This window comes from Microbacterium sp. NPDC057658 (assembly GCF_042799975.1).
Taxonomy (GTDB): domain Bacteria; phylum Actinomycetota; class Actinomycetes; order Actinomycetales; family Microbacteriaceae; genus Microbacterium.
This window is the reverse complement of record NZ_JBHVHT010000001.1, coordinates 463,485-476,742: the sequence shown is the minus strand read 5'-3', so window position 1 is coordinate 476,742 and position 13,258 is coordinate 463,485. Positions and strand designations below refer to the sequence as shown.

At 69.9% G+C, this 13,258-nt stretch carries 15 protein-coding genes; 7 read left to right on the top strand and 8 right to left on the bottom strand.

Annotated elements, in window-relative coordinates:
- Positions 1 to 64: 64 nt before the first annotated feature.
- Together ACFU8V_RS02265 and ACFU8V_RS02260 are read right to left on the bottom strand one after the other, a co-directional pair.
- Complete coding sequence (locus ACFU8V_RS02265) at positions 65 to 598, bottom strand: putative immunity protein (RefSeq protein WP_249521169.1); 534 nt, start codon at positions 596 to 598, stop codon at positions 65 to 67.
- A 4-nt stretch (positions 599 to 602) separates the two neighbouring features.
- Positions 603 to 1,061 carry a DUF6194 family protein gene (locus ACFU8V_RS02260; protein ID WP_378868683.1) on the bottom strand — a complete coding sequence of 153 codons (459 nt, stop codon included), beginning with the start codon at positions 1,059 to 1,061 and terminating at the stop codon, positions 603 to 605.
- A gap of 85 nt (positions 1,062 to 1,146) precedes the next feature.
- Here ACFU8V_RS02260 and ACFU8V_RS02255 point away from each other — a divergent pair, with 85 nt between their 5' ends.
- The gene (locus ACFU8V_RS02255) at positions 1,147 to 1,923 is read left to right on the top strand and encodes a MerR family transcriptional regulator (protein WP_378868680.1); all 777 of its coding nucleotides are present in this window, start codon (positions 1,147 to 1,149) and stop codon (positions 1,921 to 1,923) included.
- Here the strand turns inward: ACFU8V_RS02255 and ACFU8V_RS02250 are convergent.
- Entirely contained in the window at positions 1,856 to 2,605 is a 750-nt protein-coding gene (locus ACFU8V_RS02250; protein ID WP_378868677.1) for a DeoR/GlpR family DNA-binding transcription regulator, read from the bottom strand. The two genes, ACFU8V_RS02255 and ACFU8V_RS02250, sit on opposite strands and share 68 nt — an antisense overlap.
- 54 nt (positions 2,606 to 2,659) lie before the next feature.
- On the opposite strand from ACFU8V_RS02250, the gene ACFU8V_RS02245 reads away from it, so the two are divergent.
- Both ACFU8V_RS02245 and ACFU8V_RS02240 read left to right on the top strand, forming a co-directional pair.
- The gene (locus ACFU8V_RS02245) at positions 2,660 to 3,025 is read left to right on the top strand and encodes a DUF4406 domain-containing protein (protein WP_378868675.1); all 366 of its coding nucleotides are present in this window, start codon (positions 2,660 to 2,662) and stop codon (positions 3,023 to 3,025) included.
- A 9-nt stretch (positions 3,026 to 3,034) separates the two neighbouring features.
- Entirely contained in the window at positions 3,035 to 3,211 is a 177-nt protein-coding gene (locus ACFU8V_RS02240; RefSeq protein ID WP_172400073.1) for a hypothetical protein, read from the top strand.
- Between the two features lie 70 nt (positions 3,212 to 3,281).
- On the opposite strand, the gene ACFU8V_RS02235 is transcribed toward ACFU8V_RS02240, so the two are convergent.
- From ACFU8V_RS02235 to ACFU8V_RS02215, 5 genes are all read right to left on the bottom strand, one after another.
- A complete protein-coding gene (locus tag ACFU8V_RS02235; RefSeq protein WP_378868672.1) occupies positions 3,282 to 4,646 on the bottom strand; it encodes an LLM class flavin-dependent oxidoreductase in 1,365 nt (454 codons plus the stop codon).
- 74 nt (positions 4,647 to 4,720) lie between these two features.
- The gene (gene pnuC / locus ACFU8V_RS02230) at positions 4,721 to 5,428 is read right to left on the bottom strand and encodes a nicotinamide riboside transporter PnuC (protein WP_249521173.1); all 708 of its coding nucleotides are present in this window, start codon (positions 5,426 to 5,428) and stop codon (positions 4,721 to 4,723) included.
- Positions 5,429 to 5,430: 2 nt separating this feature from the next.
- Positions 5,431 to 5,958: a GNAT family N-acetyltransferase gene (locus ACFU8V_RS02225; RefSeq protein WP_126894527.1), complete on the bottom strand. Its 528-nt coding sequence runs from the start codon at positions 5,956 to 5,958 to the stop codon at positions 5,431 to 5,433.
- A gap of 2 nt (positions 5,959 to 5,960) precedes the next feature.
- Positions 5,961 to 6,878: a DUF808 domain-containing protein gene (locus tag ACFU8V_RS02220; protein WP_062765786.1), complete on the bottom strand. Its 918-nt coding sequence runs from the start codon at positions 6,876 to 6,878 to the stop codon at positions 5,961 to 5,963.
- Between the two features lie 48 nt (positions 6,879 to 6,926).
- The gene (locus tag ACFU8V_RS02215) at positions 6,927 to 7,649 is read right to left on the bottom strand and encodes a FadR/GntR family transcriptional regulator (RefSeq protein ID WP_060923475.1); all 723 of its coding nucleotides are present in this window, start codon (positions 7,647 to 7,649) and stop codon (positions 6,927 to 6,929) included.
- A gap of 128 nt (positions 7,650 to 7,777) precedes the next feature.
- Here ACFU8V_RS02215 and ACFU8V_RS02210 point away from each other — a divergent pair, with 128 nt between their 5' ends.
- The 4 genes from ACFU8V_RS02210 (at position 7,778) to ACFU8V_RS02195 (ending at position 13,256) form a co-directional block, all read left to right on the top strand.
- Positions 7,778 to 9,373, top strand: coding sequence for an ABC transporter substrate-binding protein (locus ACFU8V_RS02210; protein ID WP_062765784.1), 1,596 nt, complete (start codon positions 7,778 to 7,780; stop codon positions 9,371 to 9,373).
- A gap of 76 nt (positions 9,374 to 9,449) precedes the next feature.
- Entirely contained in the window at positions 9,450 to 10,406 is a 957-nt protein-coding gene (locus tag ACFU8V_RS02205) for an ABC transporter permease (protein WP_062765778.1), read from the top strand.
- A 1-nt stretch (position 10,407) separates the two neighbouring features.
- Positions 10,408 to 12,459, top strand: a complete 2,052-nt coding sequence (locus ACFU8V_RS02200) for a dipeptide/oligopeptide/nickel ABC transporter permease/ATP-binding protein (RefSeq protein WP_378868665.1) — start codon at positions 10,408 to 10,410, stop codon at positions 12,457 to 12,459.
- Positions 12,456 to 13,256, top strand: a complete 801-nt coding sequence (locus ACFU8V_RS02195; protein ID WP_062637826.1) for an ABC transporter ATP-binding protein — start codon at positions 12,456 to 12,458, stop codon at positions 13,254 to 13,256. Before ACFU8V_RS02200 ends, ACFU8V_RS02195 begins: the two co-directional genes overlap by 4 nt.
- Positions 13,257 to 13,258 lie beyond the last annotated feature (2 nt).

Genomic DNA, 13,258 nt, shown 5'->3' with positions numbered 1-13,258 from the left:
CGAATCGCGCACCTGGTTCCATTCCGGGCTCAGATGCAGCAAGTTGCGCGATTCGAAGCGGGACTTACGACGAGAGGTGCGTCTGGATCTCGCGGATCACTACGCCGAGGGGGCCGGAGGAGAGGAGTCCGGGGCCGAGGGGGCCGGCGGGGTCGGTGCCCAGGGGCGGGAGGGTGCGCAGGGCTGCAGCGGCTTCGGGGGAGAGCTGCGCGAGTTGCCAGCGCACTTCGGCGGCACGGGCGTCGGGATCATCCGGGCGTGCCAGCTCGACAGCTCGCGCGGCGTAGGCGGCTGCCCCGAGAGCATGCGCTCCCATGTGCGCGACCCCGGCGGCCTGCGCCGCGGCGCGGGCGGCCGCGGTGCCGGCAGGGGTCACGGCACTGCGGGAGGCCCTGCCCGCGACGAAGCGGCGACGGATCTCGCCCGCAGCCGTGAGCTCGCCCCGCGCGAAGGCGCGCGTCCTGGCGATGGCATCGCGCGCACGGTCATCGTCCGGGGCCTCGCTCTCGAACAGCGGCAGCACGCGCGCGGCGCAGTCGGCCGCCCACACCGCGACGATCCGGCGGTCGGTCTCGGTCATGCCCTGCGGAGCGGACATGGGGTCACCTCGCCCGTCGTCCGGTGCGAGCGCGCGCGGCCTCGTGCGCCTCCCGGAGAAGGGCGAGCACGGTACCCGCCGTCGCCTCTGCGGGATCGATCACGCACACCCAGCCGGCGTCGCCGTACAGGGGGTGAGGGCGGAAGACGTCGACCGCCGTCGGGTCGGTGTCGCCGAGCGTGAGAGACGCCGCCGCGAGGATCGACTCCGCGCGCTCGCGTCCGACGTGGATGTTCACCCGGAAGCGCCCGGGAGCATCCAGAGCGGAGGACGTGTCGTCGGGATAGTCCTTCGTGATGATCGTTCCGTACGGCTGCGTGCGCTCGGGCATCCGGCCGTCGGGGGCGTGGTAGAAGTACGCGTCTCCCCATGACAGCTCGGGGAAGTCGCTGCCCGCCTCCGGGGCCACGACGAGCACACCGTCGAACGAGCGGACCTCTTCGATGATCTCCTGCATATCCATCCTTCAATGCTGAGGCTGATGTGCTTATGTGGACGCAAGGGCCGGAAAGACGAGGAACCGCGTGCAGAACCCTCAAGAGCAGGTGATGACCACTGTGGCGCTCGGACGGCTGGTCGACTACTCGACGCAGCAGGTGCGCGACCTCGAGCGCCTCGGTGTCCTCCCCGCCGCCGAGCGCGGTGCGAACGGGTACCGGCGGTATCGGACGTCGCATGCCCTGGCGCTGCGCGCCTATCGCGCGTTGGCGACGGCGCTCGGTCCGGTGCCCGCGCGTCGACTGATGCCCGCTCTCATCGGCGGATCGGTCGAGCAGGCGGCGGAGGAGATCGACACTCTGCACGCGGATCTCGCCCTCGAACGCTCACGGGTGCGCGCGGCCCTGCGCGGACTCGAGGACGCGGTGGCGGAGGCCGACGACCCGTTCGTCGAGGACGATGCGATGGCCATCGGCGAACTCGCCCAGGCGCTCGGCGTCCGGTCCTCCGCGCTGCGGCACTGGGAGCGAGAAGGGCTCGTGCGCCCCCGTCGTCGTGCGGGATCGGTGCGCTCCTATGACTCCCTCGCGATCACCGAGGCCCGGATCGCCGCCGCTCTGCGTTCGGGCGGCTACGGCATCCCCGCGGTCTCCCGGATCATCGACGAGGTGCGCGCGCATGGTGACACCGAAGAAGTTCACCGCATCCTCGCGGAGCGGCTGGCCGACCTCACGCGCCGCAGCGTCGCGCTTCTCGCGGCGGCAGGTCACCTGCACGCCCTGCTGACGGAACGCCTCGCGGAGGAGGCGGGTTCGTCGCTCACGCCCGCGCCGGGATCTGCGCCAGCACATCCTGGATCAGCGGATTCTCGTCGAGCGGGTCGGTGATGACCGCGGCGACCGCGTCGAACGGCAACACCGGGTAGCGCGAAGCGGCGCCGATCTTCTCGTCGCTGGCCAGCACGACGGTCGCGGCGCATCGGGAGGCGATCGCCCGCTTGGTGACCGCATCATCGAGCTCGCCCGTCGTGAGACCGTGTCGGGGGTCGACGCCCGTGACGCCGACGAAGAACACGTCGGCAGCGAGGTGCTGGATCGCCTCCATCGCGAGTCCTCCGCTGGCGACGAGGGAGTGCCGGGTGAGCTCGCCGCCGATCATGATCACGCGCGCATCCGAGTGCTCGGCGACGGCCAGCGCGACGGCAGGACTCGGGGTGATGACCGTGATGTCGGTGCCGGAGGGAAGCAGTCGCGCCATCGCGAGCGTGGTGGTGCCGGCATCCAGCACGATCGTCGATCCGGGGAGGATGGTCGTGACCGCCTGGCGGGCGACCCGCTCCTTGCTCTCGGTCGCCAGATCGTGGCGCTCCCGCACCGGGCGATCGGCCGCGGCGATGGGCAGCGCCCCGCCGTACACGCGCTGGAGCCTGCCCTCCTCGGCGAGCTCGCGGAGGTCGCGGCGGATGGCGTCCTCCGAGACTCCGAGTTCATCGGCCGCAGCCTTCGCCACGACCCGTCCCTCGCGGGCGAGCACGGCGAGCAGGTGGTCCTTGCGCTGAGCAGCGAGCATACGTTTCCTCACGAAGTTGCACGTTTATGCACGATTCAGACTACAGTCATCTCCATGATGAAGCCACTCCTGATCCTGATCGCCGGTCCTTACCGTTCCGGCACGAACGGCGACGCCGCCCTGATCGCTCGCAATCTCGCGTGCCTGGAGGAGGCGTCCGGTCCGATCTTCCGCCTCGGCCACGTGCCGATGATCGGGGAGTGGGTCGCGCTCCCGGTCCTCCGCACCCTCGAGCCCGCCGACTCCGGCGAGGGCGACGTCATGTACGAGACCGCCCGCCGACTGCTCCTGCACTGCGACGCGGTGCTCCGGCTGCCGGGGGAATCGTCGGGCGCGGACAAGGACGTCGAGATCGCCCACGAGCTCGGGCTGCCCGTCTACCGATCGCTCGCGGAGATTCCCGCAGCGTCGACTCCGTAGGCTGGAGGCATGACCAAGAACCTCTGGACCGTCCTCGGCGTCATCCTCGCCGTCGTGATCGCGTGGTGGATCGTCAGCGCGCTGTTCTCGGTGCTCTGGTTCATCGCGAAGCTCGCCATCGTCGCTGTCGTGGCCGTGGTGGTCTTCCTCGTGCTGCGGAGCCTCTTCACTCGCGACGCCGACTGACCTGCCTTCGAATCGCTCACTTTGCGGCAAAACGGCCGGTTTTGCAGCAAAGTGGGCGACTTGAACGGGGTCAGAGGCGGTACCGGGCGGCGCGGTGCGTGGGCTGGACCCGGTCGCCGCGGCCGTGCAGCTTGTGGCGGAGCGTGCCGGGCACATACTCCTCGGGGTAGGCGCCGCGCTCCCGCAGCACCGGGATGACGTGCTCGATGACGTCCTGCCAGGTGCCGGGAGTGACCGCGTACGCGAGGTTGAAGCCGTCGATGTCGGTCTGCTCGACCCAGGACTGCAGCTCGTCGGCGATCTCGACCCCGGAGCCGACGATCGTCGGGCCGAGCCCGCCGATCGCGTTGTGGCGGCCGAAGTCGCCCACCGTCCACTCGCGACCGAGGTCGGCCTCCTCCTTGAGGTGCTGCAGCACGGACTGGATCGCGTTCGACTCGACGTTCCCGACCGGCTCATCCTCGGCGTATTGCGACAGGTCGACGCCCATCCACCCCGACATGAAGGTGAGCGCGCCCTCCGGGCTCGCGTAGGAGAGGTACTCGGCGTGCTTCGCGGCCGCCTCCTCGCTCGTCGCCGCGGTGATCACCGTGAGCAGCGTGTAGATGCGGGCGTCGTAGCGGTCGCGCCCCGCGGCCTCGAGGGCGTCGCGGATGCGCTTCACCGTCCCGGCAAGCACCTCCTTCGAGGGCGCCGCGACGAAGATGGCCTCGGCGTTCTCCGCCGCGAACCGCACCCCGCGCGGGCTGGCGCCGGCCTGGTAGATCACCGGGGTGCGCTGCGGCGACGGCTCCGAGATGTGGATGCCGGGTACGGAGAAGTGCTTGCCCTCGTGCCGGATCGGGTGCACCTTCGACGGGTCGGTGAAGATGCCGCGCTCGCGGTCCTCCACCACCGCGTCGTCCTCCCACGACCCCTCCCAGAGCTTGTAGAGCACCTCGACGTACTCGTCCGCGTGGTCGTAGCGGTCGTCGTGGGCGAGCTGGTCCTCCTGGCCCATGTTCCGCGCGGCGCTGGGCAGATAGCCGGTCACGACGTTCCAGCCGACGCGGCCCTGCGTGAGGTGGTCGAGCGTGCTGAGTCGTCGAGCGAATGGGTAGGGGTGCTCGAACGCGGTGCCGGCCGTGACGCCGAACCCCAGATGCTCGGTCACCGCGGCCATCGCGCTGACCAGGAGGATCGGGTCGTTCACCGGCACCTGGGCGCCGTTGCGGATGGCGGCCTCGTTCGTGCCGCCGTAGACGTCGTAGGTGCCCAGGACGTCGGCGATGAAGATGCCATCGAAGGTCGCGCTCTCCAGCAGCTTCGCCAGGTCGGTCCAGTACGACAGGGTGTTGTACTGCCGCGAGCGGTCTTCCGGATGCCGCCAGAGGCCGGACGACTGGTGGGCGACGCAGTTCATGTCGAACGCGTTGAAGCGGATCTGCCGGGTCATGCCCCCATGAAACGGGACCGGACGGGGCCGGGGCGAGCGGGATCGACACGCACGGAAACAATCCGTGGTGTGGCTCAGCCCTCGTCGTCCGGACGACGGGGGCTCGGGTCGGGAGGGAGGATCTCGATCGGGCGTGCGGCCTGTCGCTGCGCTCGCCACCAGATCACGAACCCGACCGCCGTGAAGACGCCGTAGAACACGTACATGAGGCCGGTCGCGTAGTAGCCGGAGCTGAACAGCAGCGGCACCCCCACCACGTCCACGGCGATCCAGATGAGCCAGAACTCGGTCCAGCCCTTCGCCATGCCGTACGTCGCCAGCAGCGACCCGACGAAGGTCCAGGCGTCGGCCCAGACAGGTTCCCACGAACCCAGGGCGCGGAACAGGGGGGTGAGCGCCACGGTTCCGACGACGAGGACCACGACCAGACCGATGCGGGCCCCGGTCGGCGCCCACCGCGGCACTATGCGACCGCCGTCGGCATTCCGCCAGCGGATCCATCCATAGATCGCGACGGCGATGAACATGATCTGCCGCCCGGCCTGACCGAGGAGATGCGGGAGCGACGGGTCGGGGCTCAGTGCGGAGCCGAGGAACACCGTGAGCAGCAGGAGGTTGCCGACGATGCCGATCGGCCACGCCCAGACCTTGCGCCGCATGCCGCCGAGGGCGCTCGCGAGTCCGAACGCGTTCCCGACGACCTCACGCACCAGGAGCGTCTGCCCACCCGGAAGCACCCAGGACGAGGAGAAGGCGTCGACGAGCCACTGCAGGAAGCCCATCGCTAGAGCACCGCGTCGGGGGTGGGGCGCTCGTCGAGCACGAGCTGCAGCATGCTGAGGTCGAGCCAGCGGCCGAACTTCGCGCCGACCTGGGGCATGCGGCCCACCTCCCGGAATCCGAGGCGTTCGTGGAGGGCGAGGGAGGCGGTGTTGCCACTCTCCACACCGCCGATCATCACGTGCATCCCGGCTGCCCGGGCCCGGGCGATGAGCTCGATCATGAGGAGCGTGCCGATGCCGCGTCCGCGCTGATCGCCGCGCACGTAGACGGAGTGCTCCACGGTGAGGCGGTAGCCGCTGTGCGGGCGCCACTGGGCGTAGGACGCATAGCCCACGACGCCGCTCTCGTCGGCGGCGACGATGACGGGACAGCCGCGCGCGGTCCGGTCGGCGAGCCACGCCTCCCGGTCGGCGCGATCCACGGCTTCCTCGTTCCAGATCGCGGTCGTGTGCAGGACGGCGTGGTTGTGGATCTCGGTGATCGTGTCGAGGTCGGCGCTCTCGGCGGGCCTGAGGTGCACGGCGGTCATCGTCAGACGCGGATGTCGGCGGGAGAGGCCTCGCCCTCGTGGAAGCTCGGCTTCCTGCCGAACAGCTTCGCGATGCCGAGGACGACGCCGACGATCACGAGGCCCCAGACGAGACCGGCGATCGCGGAGATGATCGTGTCGACCACCCACACCACGAAGCCGCCGAGGGGCTCCAGCGCGTGCTCGACCGCGTGGAGAACATCGGCCGGAGCGTGCAGCCCGACCTCGCCGAGGTTGATGAGGACGAGGTGCCCGCCGACCCACAGCATCGCGACGGTGCCGAGCACGCTGATGAAGCGGAAGACCGCGGGCATGGACCGGACGATCCGGGTGCCGGTGTGCCGCACGCGCTGTGCGGGGTTCTTCGCCATCTTCAGGCCGATGTCGTCGATCTTCACCAGGAGCGCCACGGCCCCGTACACCGCCACTGTCATGACCAGCGCGATCACCGCGAGGATCGCCAGGGTGGACCAGATGCCGAGTCCCTTGTCGAGACTGGCGAGGGAGATGAGCATGATCTCGGTCGAGAGGATGAGGTCGGTGCGGACGGCGCCGAGCACGAGCTTCCTCTCGTCGCGGGCGCCCTCGTCGGCGTGGCCGTGCTGCACGCCGAACCACTCCAGCACCTTCTCCGCGCCCTCGAAGCACAGGTACGAGCCGCCGAGGATCAGCAGGTAGGGCAGCACCCACGGCGCGAAGGCCGTGAGTAGCAGCGCGATCGGGATGATGATGACGAACTTGTTCACCAGCGACCCGAGGGCGATCTTGCCGACCACGGGGAGCTCGCGGGCCGGGGTGAGGCCCTGCACGTACTGCGGGGTCACGGCGGCGTCGTCGATGACGACTCCGGCGGCCTTCGCCGACGCCTTCATCGCGGCGCTCAGGATGTCGTCGACGACGGCGAGCAGTCCAACGGACATGCGGGTCCTCTTTCCGTGGTGGGAAAGTCAGACTACCGACTCCCGGGCTCAGGCCCGCACGTCCTCCGCGGTCGCCAGCACCCGCTGCAGCGGCTGGTAGTGCTCGATGACGGCCTGGCGGTAGCGCTCGACGTCGCCGGAGCGCGCGGCGTCCAGCATGTCACCGTGCGCCTTGGCGGTCTTGTGGATGTCGTCGGGCTGCGCGATGCCGAGCTGCGGGAGCACGGCGGTGTGCACGTCCCAGAACGCGCCGACGAGCTGGCCGACCAGGCGGTTGTCGATGGCGCCGAAGAGGCGGGTGTGGAACGCCCTGTCCTCGTCGAGGAAGTACTCGCCGCGGCCGGCCTTGTCGACCATCTCGGCGACGAGCTCGTCGAGCTCCGGGTCCGCCTGCGCCTGAGCGGCCTCGACCACGCGCTCGGCCATGGAGAGGTCGAGCGCGAGGCGCACCTCGACGACCTCGCGCAGGGCCTGCAGCGACCCCTCGGGGGACAGCACGCCCCGGAAGACGAGCGCCTCGACCATCGGGTCCAGCGACATCGGACCCACGTAGGTGCCGTGTCCGTGCCGGACGTCGACGATGTCGAGGGTGGAGAGCGTGCGGATCGCCTCACGGACCGAGGAGCGCGACACGTCGAGCTCCTCGCAGAGCTCGGCCTCGGTCGGCAGCGGGTCGCCGGGGGTGAGTCCGCGCGTGAGGATGAGCTGCTTGATCTGATCCGCCGTCGTGGCTCGCCGCATCCGCGACGCCCTCCCCGTGGTGGACTTCATAGGGTCCCTCTCCTGCCTGCCGGAAACGCTCCGATCCTCTCACTCTTGTGATCCGGTCGAACGTGTGTTTAGAGTACATCAGACGTCAGATGTCCTCAAGACGTCGCCCCCCACCACCTGGAGCACACATGAACCGACACAGCACTCGCCGCCGCGCGGGTCGTCTCGCGATGGCGGTCGCCGGCACGGTCGCCGCGTCCCTCGCCCTCGCCGGCTGCGGCGGCGGCGCCGCCAGCACCGCCGAGAGTCCCGCCGCGAGCGACATCGACCCGGACGCCATCATCGAGGCCGGGATCTCGTACACCCTGAACGGCAGCTTCGACCCGATGGTCGCCTCCGGCGCCGTGACGGTCTCGGCGAACTGGCACGTCTTCGAGGGACTCATCGACCTCGACCCCGTCACGCAGGAGCCCGCCCCCGCCCTCGCCGCCGACTTCCCGACGCAGGTCGACGAGACGACCTACGACATCGACCTCCGCGAAGGCGCGACGTTCCAGAACGGAGACCCGGTCACCGCCGACGACGTGGTCTTCAGCTACGAGCGCGTCCTCGACCCCGCGAACAACTCCCTGTTCCGCTCGTTCGTCGAGTTCATCGACACGGTCACGGCCGTCGACGAGGACACCGTCCGGATCACCACCGACTACCCGTTCTCCCTCATCGACGACCGTCTCGGCGTCGTCAAGATCGTGCCGAAGGCCGTGGTCGAGGCCGATCCCGAGGAGTTCGGCGCGAACCCGATCGGCTCCGGTCCGTACGCGCTCGTCTCCGCCGTTCCCGAGGACAAGATCGTCTTCGAGCGGTACGACGACTACAACGGCCCGCGTCCCGCGCTCGCCGCGGGCATGAACTGGAACCTCCTCGCCGACGCCTCCGCCCGCGTCACCGCGATGTCGACCGGCACGGTGCAGGCGATCGAGGACGTGCCCTACATCGACGCCGACGGGCTGGCCGCCTCGGCCGAGGTCGAGAGCGTGCAGTCGTTCGGCCTCCTCTTCATGATGTTCAACACGAAGGCCGAGCCGTTCGACGACGTCCGCGTCCGCCAGGCCCTGCACTACGCGCTCGACATGGACAAGATCATCGAGACCGGCATGCTCGGCAACGCCACCCCGGCCACGTCGTTCCTTCCCGAGGACTACCCGAACTACCACGAGGCCTCCACGGTCTATTCGTACGACCCGGAGAAGGCGGAGGAGCTGCTGGCGGAGGCCGGGGTCTCCGACCTCGCGATCACGCTGCGCATGACCGACACCGGATGGGTGAAGGAGGTGGCCCCGCTCATCAAGGAGTCCCTCGACGCGATCGGCATCGACACCACCCTCGACATCAGCCAGTCGGCGTCGATGTACGAGAAGGTCGACTCCGGCGACTACACCGTCGCCATCGCCCCCGGTGACCCGTCGGTGTTCGGCGTCGACCCCGACCTGCTCATGAACTGGTGGTACGGCGAGAACGTCTGGACCCAGACGCGCACCGCCTGGGCCGACTCCCCGGAGTACGCCGAGCTGCGCACGCTGCTCGACACCGCCGTCACCCAGGAGGGCGAGGAGCAGCAGGAGTCCTGGAACCAGGCGTACGACCTGATCTCCGACCAGGCCGTGCTGTACCCGCTGTTCCACCGCAAGCTGCCCACCGCCTGGAGCTCGCAGGAGCTGGTCGGCTTCCAGCCGGTCCCCACGACCGGACTGTCGTTCCTCGACGTCGGCGTGGCCGCGAAGTAGCACCTGCCCGACAGTGCGGGGGCGCGCTCGCCCGAAGGGCGCGCCCCCGCCACCCCACCCCCGGAAGGAGCGGCACGTGTCCCACACGCTCCGCCTCGTCGGCCGGCGACTGCTGCAGTTGCCGCTGATGATCCTCGGCATCACGTTCCTGGTCTTCTTCGTGATGTCCTTCTCGCCCGTCGACCCGGCACGCACCGCGCTCGGCGAGACCGCGTCCCCCGAAGCGCTGGAGGCGTACCGCGAAGACCACGGACTGAACCTCCCGCTGTTCGTCCGCTACGTGAACTTCCTGTTCGGCCTCGTCCAGGGCGACCTGGGCACCTACTCCGCCCGCAGCCTGCCGGTGGTCGACGAGGTCGCCCGGGCCTTCCCGGTGACGCTGGCCCTGACCTTCCTCGGGCTCGTGATCGCGGTGGTCGTGGCGTTCGTGATCGGCGTCCTCGCCGCGGTCTACCGCGACCGCTGGCCCGACCAGGTCATCCGCGTCTTCGGCGTCGCCGCGCTGTCCACGCCCTCCTTCTGGCTCGCGATCCTCCTCATCCAGGTGTTCACCCTGGCGCTCGGCGTGCTGCCGGCCTCGGGCCCGCTGCCGACCTTCGCCGACGACCCGTCCGGGTGGCTCGCCCGGATGACTCTTCCCGCGATCGCGCTCGCGGTGCCCGTGATCGGGCAGCTCTCCCGGGTCGTGCGCACCTCGATGGTCGAGGAGCTCGACCGCGACTACGTGCGCACCGCCCTCGGTGCCGGCATTCCGCGGGTGATCGTCGTCGGCCGCAACGTGCTGCGCAACGCGCTGATCACCCCCGTGACCGTGCTGGGTCTCCGCATCGGGTACCTGCTCGGCGGCGCCGTGGTGATCGAGATCATCTTCGCGATCCCCGGGATGGGCACCCTCATCCTCAACGGGGTCACCAACAACGAACCCAACCTCGTGCAGGGCGTGACGCTCGCGGTCGCGCTCGCGTTCGTCGTGATCAACATCATCGTCGACCTCCTGTACGTGCTCATCAATCCTCGAATCCGGGCGGTGTGACATGCGACGCAGACTCACGGAACGGCTCTCCGTCCCCGGCCTCCGCTGGGGCCGCCTCTCCCTCGGCTCGGTCATCTGCCTCGCCGTGCTCGCGATCATCGCGCTCGCCGCGATCCTCGCTCCGCTGATCTCGCCGTACGACCCGCTCGCCTCCGGCTCCCCGGTGCAGCCGCCGAGTGCGGAGCATTGGTTCGGCACCGACCGGCAGGGTCGCGACATCTTCTCCCGACTGGTCTACGGGGCCCGCTACTCCCTCGTGATCGGGCTCGGGGCCACCCTCGTCGCCCTCGCCGTCGCCTGCGTGCTGGGCACGATCGCCGCGACCGCGCCGAAGTGGATCTCCGAGACCCTCATGCGCGTCATGGACGTGATCATGTCGTTCCCCGGCATCGCGCTCGCCGCGGTGTTCGTGGCGGTGTTCGGCAAGTCGCTGCCCGTGCTGGTGCTGACCATCGCGTTCCTCTACGTGCCGCAGCTCACCCGCATCGTCCGTGCGAACATCCTCGACCAGTACGGGGAGGACTACGTCTCGGCCGTGCGCGTGATGGGAGCGGGCACCCCGCGCATCATCGTGCGACACGTGGCGCGCAATGCGATGGCGCCTGTTCTCGTCTTCGCGACCGTGCTCGTCGCCGACGCGATCGTGTTCGAGGCCTCGCTGTCGTTCCTGCAGGCCGGCGTGCCCGACCCCGAGCCGTCGTGGGGCAACGTCATCGCCGCGGGCCGCAACCTGCTCATGAGCGGAGCGTGGTGGGCGACCTTCTTCCCCGGCATCCTCATCATGATCACGGTGCTGTGCCTCAACATCCTCTCCGAGGGGATGACCGACGCCATGGTCTCGCCGCGCGCCAGGAAGATCACCGCCGACGCCGCGAACACGGAGGAGTCGACGCACGACCTGGAGGAGGCCGCCGCCCCGGACGACACCCACGTCATCCCGACGGTCGATACCGCGGTCAACCTCTCGGTGCCCAGCGGTGTGCCCGACGTGCTCGTGCCCACCGCGGAGACGATGCCGCTGGCGGAGCGCCTCGCCGAGCTGCGCGTCCGCGAACTCTCCCGTACCGATCGCCTGGTCTACACGGGAGACGCCGCGCCGCTGCTCGAGGTGCAGGACCTGTGCATCTCCTTCCCGCGCCACGGCGACGTCGACGTGGTCGACCACGTCAGCTTCACCGTGCGCCCCGGCGAGACCATGTCGCTCGTGGGGGAGTCGGGGTGCGGCAAGTCCATCACCTCGCTGGCGATCATGGGGCTGCTCGATCCGAAGGCCGACATCCGCGGGCGCATCCTGTTCGACGGGAAGGATCTGCTGCGGATGACGCCGAAGGAGCGCAACGCGCTGCGCGGCCACGACATCGCGATGATCTACCAGGACGCCCTGAGCTCGCTGAACCCCGCGATGTTGATCCGCGCGCAGATGAAGCAGCTCACCTCCCGCGGCGGCACCCGCACGGCCGAGGAGCTGCTGGAGCTCGTCGGTCTCGATCCGAAGCGCACGCTCGCCTCGTACCCGCATGAGCTCTCGGGCGGCCAGCGGCAGCGCGTGCTCATCGCGATGGCCCTGACTCGCGACCCGCGGCTGGTGATCGCCGACGAGCCCACCACGGCCCTCGACGTGACGGTGCAGGCCCAGGTCGTGGAGCTGCTCATGCGGCTGCAGCGCGAGCTCGGCTTCGCGCTGGTGTTCGTCTCGCACGACCTCGCCCTCGTCGCCGAGCTCTCGCACCGGATCACGGTGATGTACGCGGGCCAGGTCGTGGAGCAGGGCACCACCCGCGAGGTGCTCACGCAGCCCGTCCACGAGTACACCCAGGGCCTGCTCGGGGCGGTGCTCTCGATCGAGGTCGGCTCCGACCGCCTGCACCAGGTGTCCGGTGTCGTCCCCTCCCCGCGGGACTTCCCGCAGGGCGACCGCTTCGCGCCGCGCTCGACGGACCCCGCCCGGTACGCCGGAGTGGAACCCGTGCGGCGGCACATCGACGGGACCGAGCACTACTACTCCGCGCATCCCGACGATGCGCCCGTCGAACCGATCGGAGCAGGACGATGAGCGAACCCGTCATCCAGCTGCAGGACGTGCGCGTCCGCTACCGGGCCCGCAGCTCGTCGTTGTTCCGCCCGCACTACGTCGACGCGCTCGCCGGGGTCTCGCTCACGGTCCGCCGCGGACAGACGCTGGGCATCGTGGGCGAGTCCGGCTCGGGCAAGTCCACCTCCGCGAAGGTGCTGATCGGCCTCGAGAAGCCCACGAGCGGTCAGGTCGTCTTCGACGGGGAGACCGTGCGCTCCTTCACCCCCGCGGTGCGCAAGCGCCTGGGGCGCATCCTCTCCGTGGTGTTCCAGGACCCGGCGACGGCTCTGAACGCCCGCATGACGGTGCGGGACGCGCTGCTGGATCCGCTGCAGGTGCATCGCCTCGGTTCCCCGGCGAGCCGGGAGCGCAAGGTGCGCGACCTCATCGGGCTCGTGGGGCTGCCGTCGTCGGCGCTGGAGGCGCTGCCCAGCCAGCTCTCCGGCGGCCAGCGGCAGCGGGTCGCGATCGCCAGGGCCCTCGTCCTCGACCCCCAGGTCATCGTGGCGGACGAGCCGACCTCGGCCCTCGACGTCTCCGTGCGCGCGCAGATCCTGAACCTGCTGACCGACCTGAAGCAGCAGCTCGGGCTCGGCATGGTCTTCATCTCCCACGACATCCAGACGGTCCGCTACCTCTCCGACGAGATCGCGGTGATGAACAAGGGCCGCGTCGTCGAGCACGGCGACGCCGCCCGGGTCTTCGACGACCCCGCCGACCCCTACACCCGCACGCTGCTGGGCGCCGCGCCCTCGCTGCTCGAACCCCACCACTGAAA

What these genes read in the sequence shown, in the direction of transcription:
- ACFU8V_RS02255 (WP_378868680.1), top strand. Translation starts at nt 1,147, where the DNA reads ATGACCACTGTGGCGCTCGGACGGCTGGTCGACTACTCGACGCAGCAG.
- ACFU8V_RS02260 (WP_378868683.1), bottom strand. Translation starts at nt 1,061, where the DNA reads ATGGATATGCAGGAGATCATCGAAGAGGTCCGCTCGTTCGACGGTGTG.
- ACFU8V_RS02240 (WP_172400073.1), top strand. Translation starts at nt 3,035, where the DNA reads ATGACCAAGAACCTCTGGACCGTCCTCGGCGTCATCCTCGCCGTCGTG.
- ACFU8V_RS02220 (WP_062765786.1), bottom strand. Translation starts at nt 6,878, where the DNA reads ATGTCCGTTGGACTGCTCGCCGTCGTCGACGACATCCTGAGCGCCGCG.
- pnuC (WP_249521173.1), bottom strand. Translation starts at nt 5,428, where the DNA reads ATGGGCTTCCTGCAGTGGCTCGTCGACGCCTTCTCCTCGTCCTGGGTG.
- ACFU8V_RS02265 (WP_249521169.1), bottom strand. Translation starts at nt 598, where the DNA reads ATGTCCGCTCCGCAGGGCATGACCGAGACCGACCGCCGGATCGTCGCG.
- ACFU8V_RS02210 (WP_062765784.1), top strand. Translation starts at nt 7,778, where the DNA reads ATGAACCGACACAGCACTCGCCGCCGCGCGGGTCGTCTCGCGATGGCG.
- ACFU8V_RS02245 (WP_378868675.1), top strand. Translation starts at nt 2,660, where the DNA reads ATGATGAAGCCACTCCTGATCCTGATCGCCGGTCCTTACCGTTCCGGC.
- ACFU8V_RS02200 (WP_378868665.1), top strand. Translation starts at nt 10,408, where the DNA reads ATGCGACGCAGACTCACGGAACGGCTCTCCGTCCCCGGCCTCCGCTGG.
- ACFU8V_RS02215 (WP_060923475.1), bottom strand. Translation starts at nt 7,649, where the DNA reads ATGAAGTCCACCACGGGGAGGGCGTCGCGGATGCGGCGAGCCACGACG.
- ACFU8V_RS02235 (WP_378868672.1), bottom strand. Translation starts at nt 4,646, where the DNA reads ATGACCCGGCAGATCCGCTTCAACGCGTTCGACATGAACTGCGTCGCC.
- ACFU8V_RS02250 (WP_378868677.1), bottom strand. Translation starts at nt 2,605, where the DNA reads ATGCTCGCTGCTCAGCGCAAGGACCACCTGCTCGCCGTGCTCGCCCGC.
- ACFU8V_RS02225 (WP_126894527.1), bottom strand. Translation starts at nt 5,958, where the DNA reads ATGACCGCCGTGCACCTCAGGCCCGCCGAGAGCGCCGACCTCGACACG.
- ACFU8V_RS02195 (WP_062637826.1), top strand. Translation starts at nt 12,456, where the DNA reads ATGAGCGAACCCGTCATCCAGCTGCAGGACGTGCGCGTCCGCTACCGG.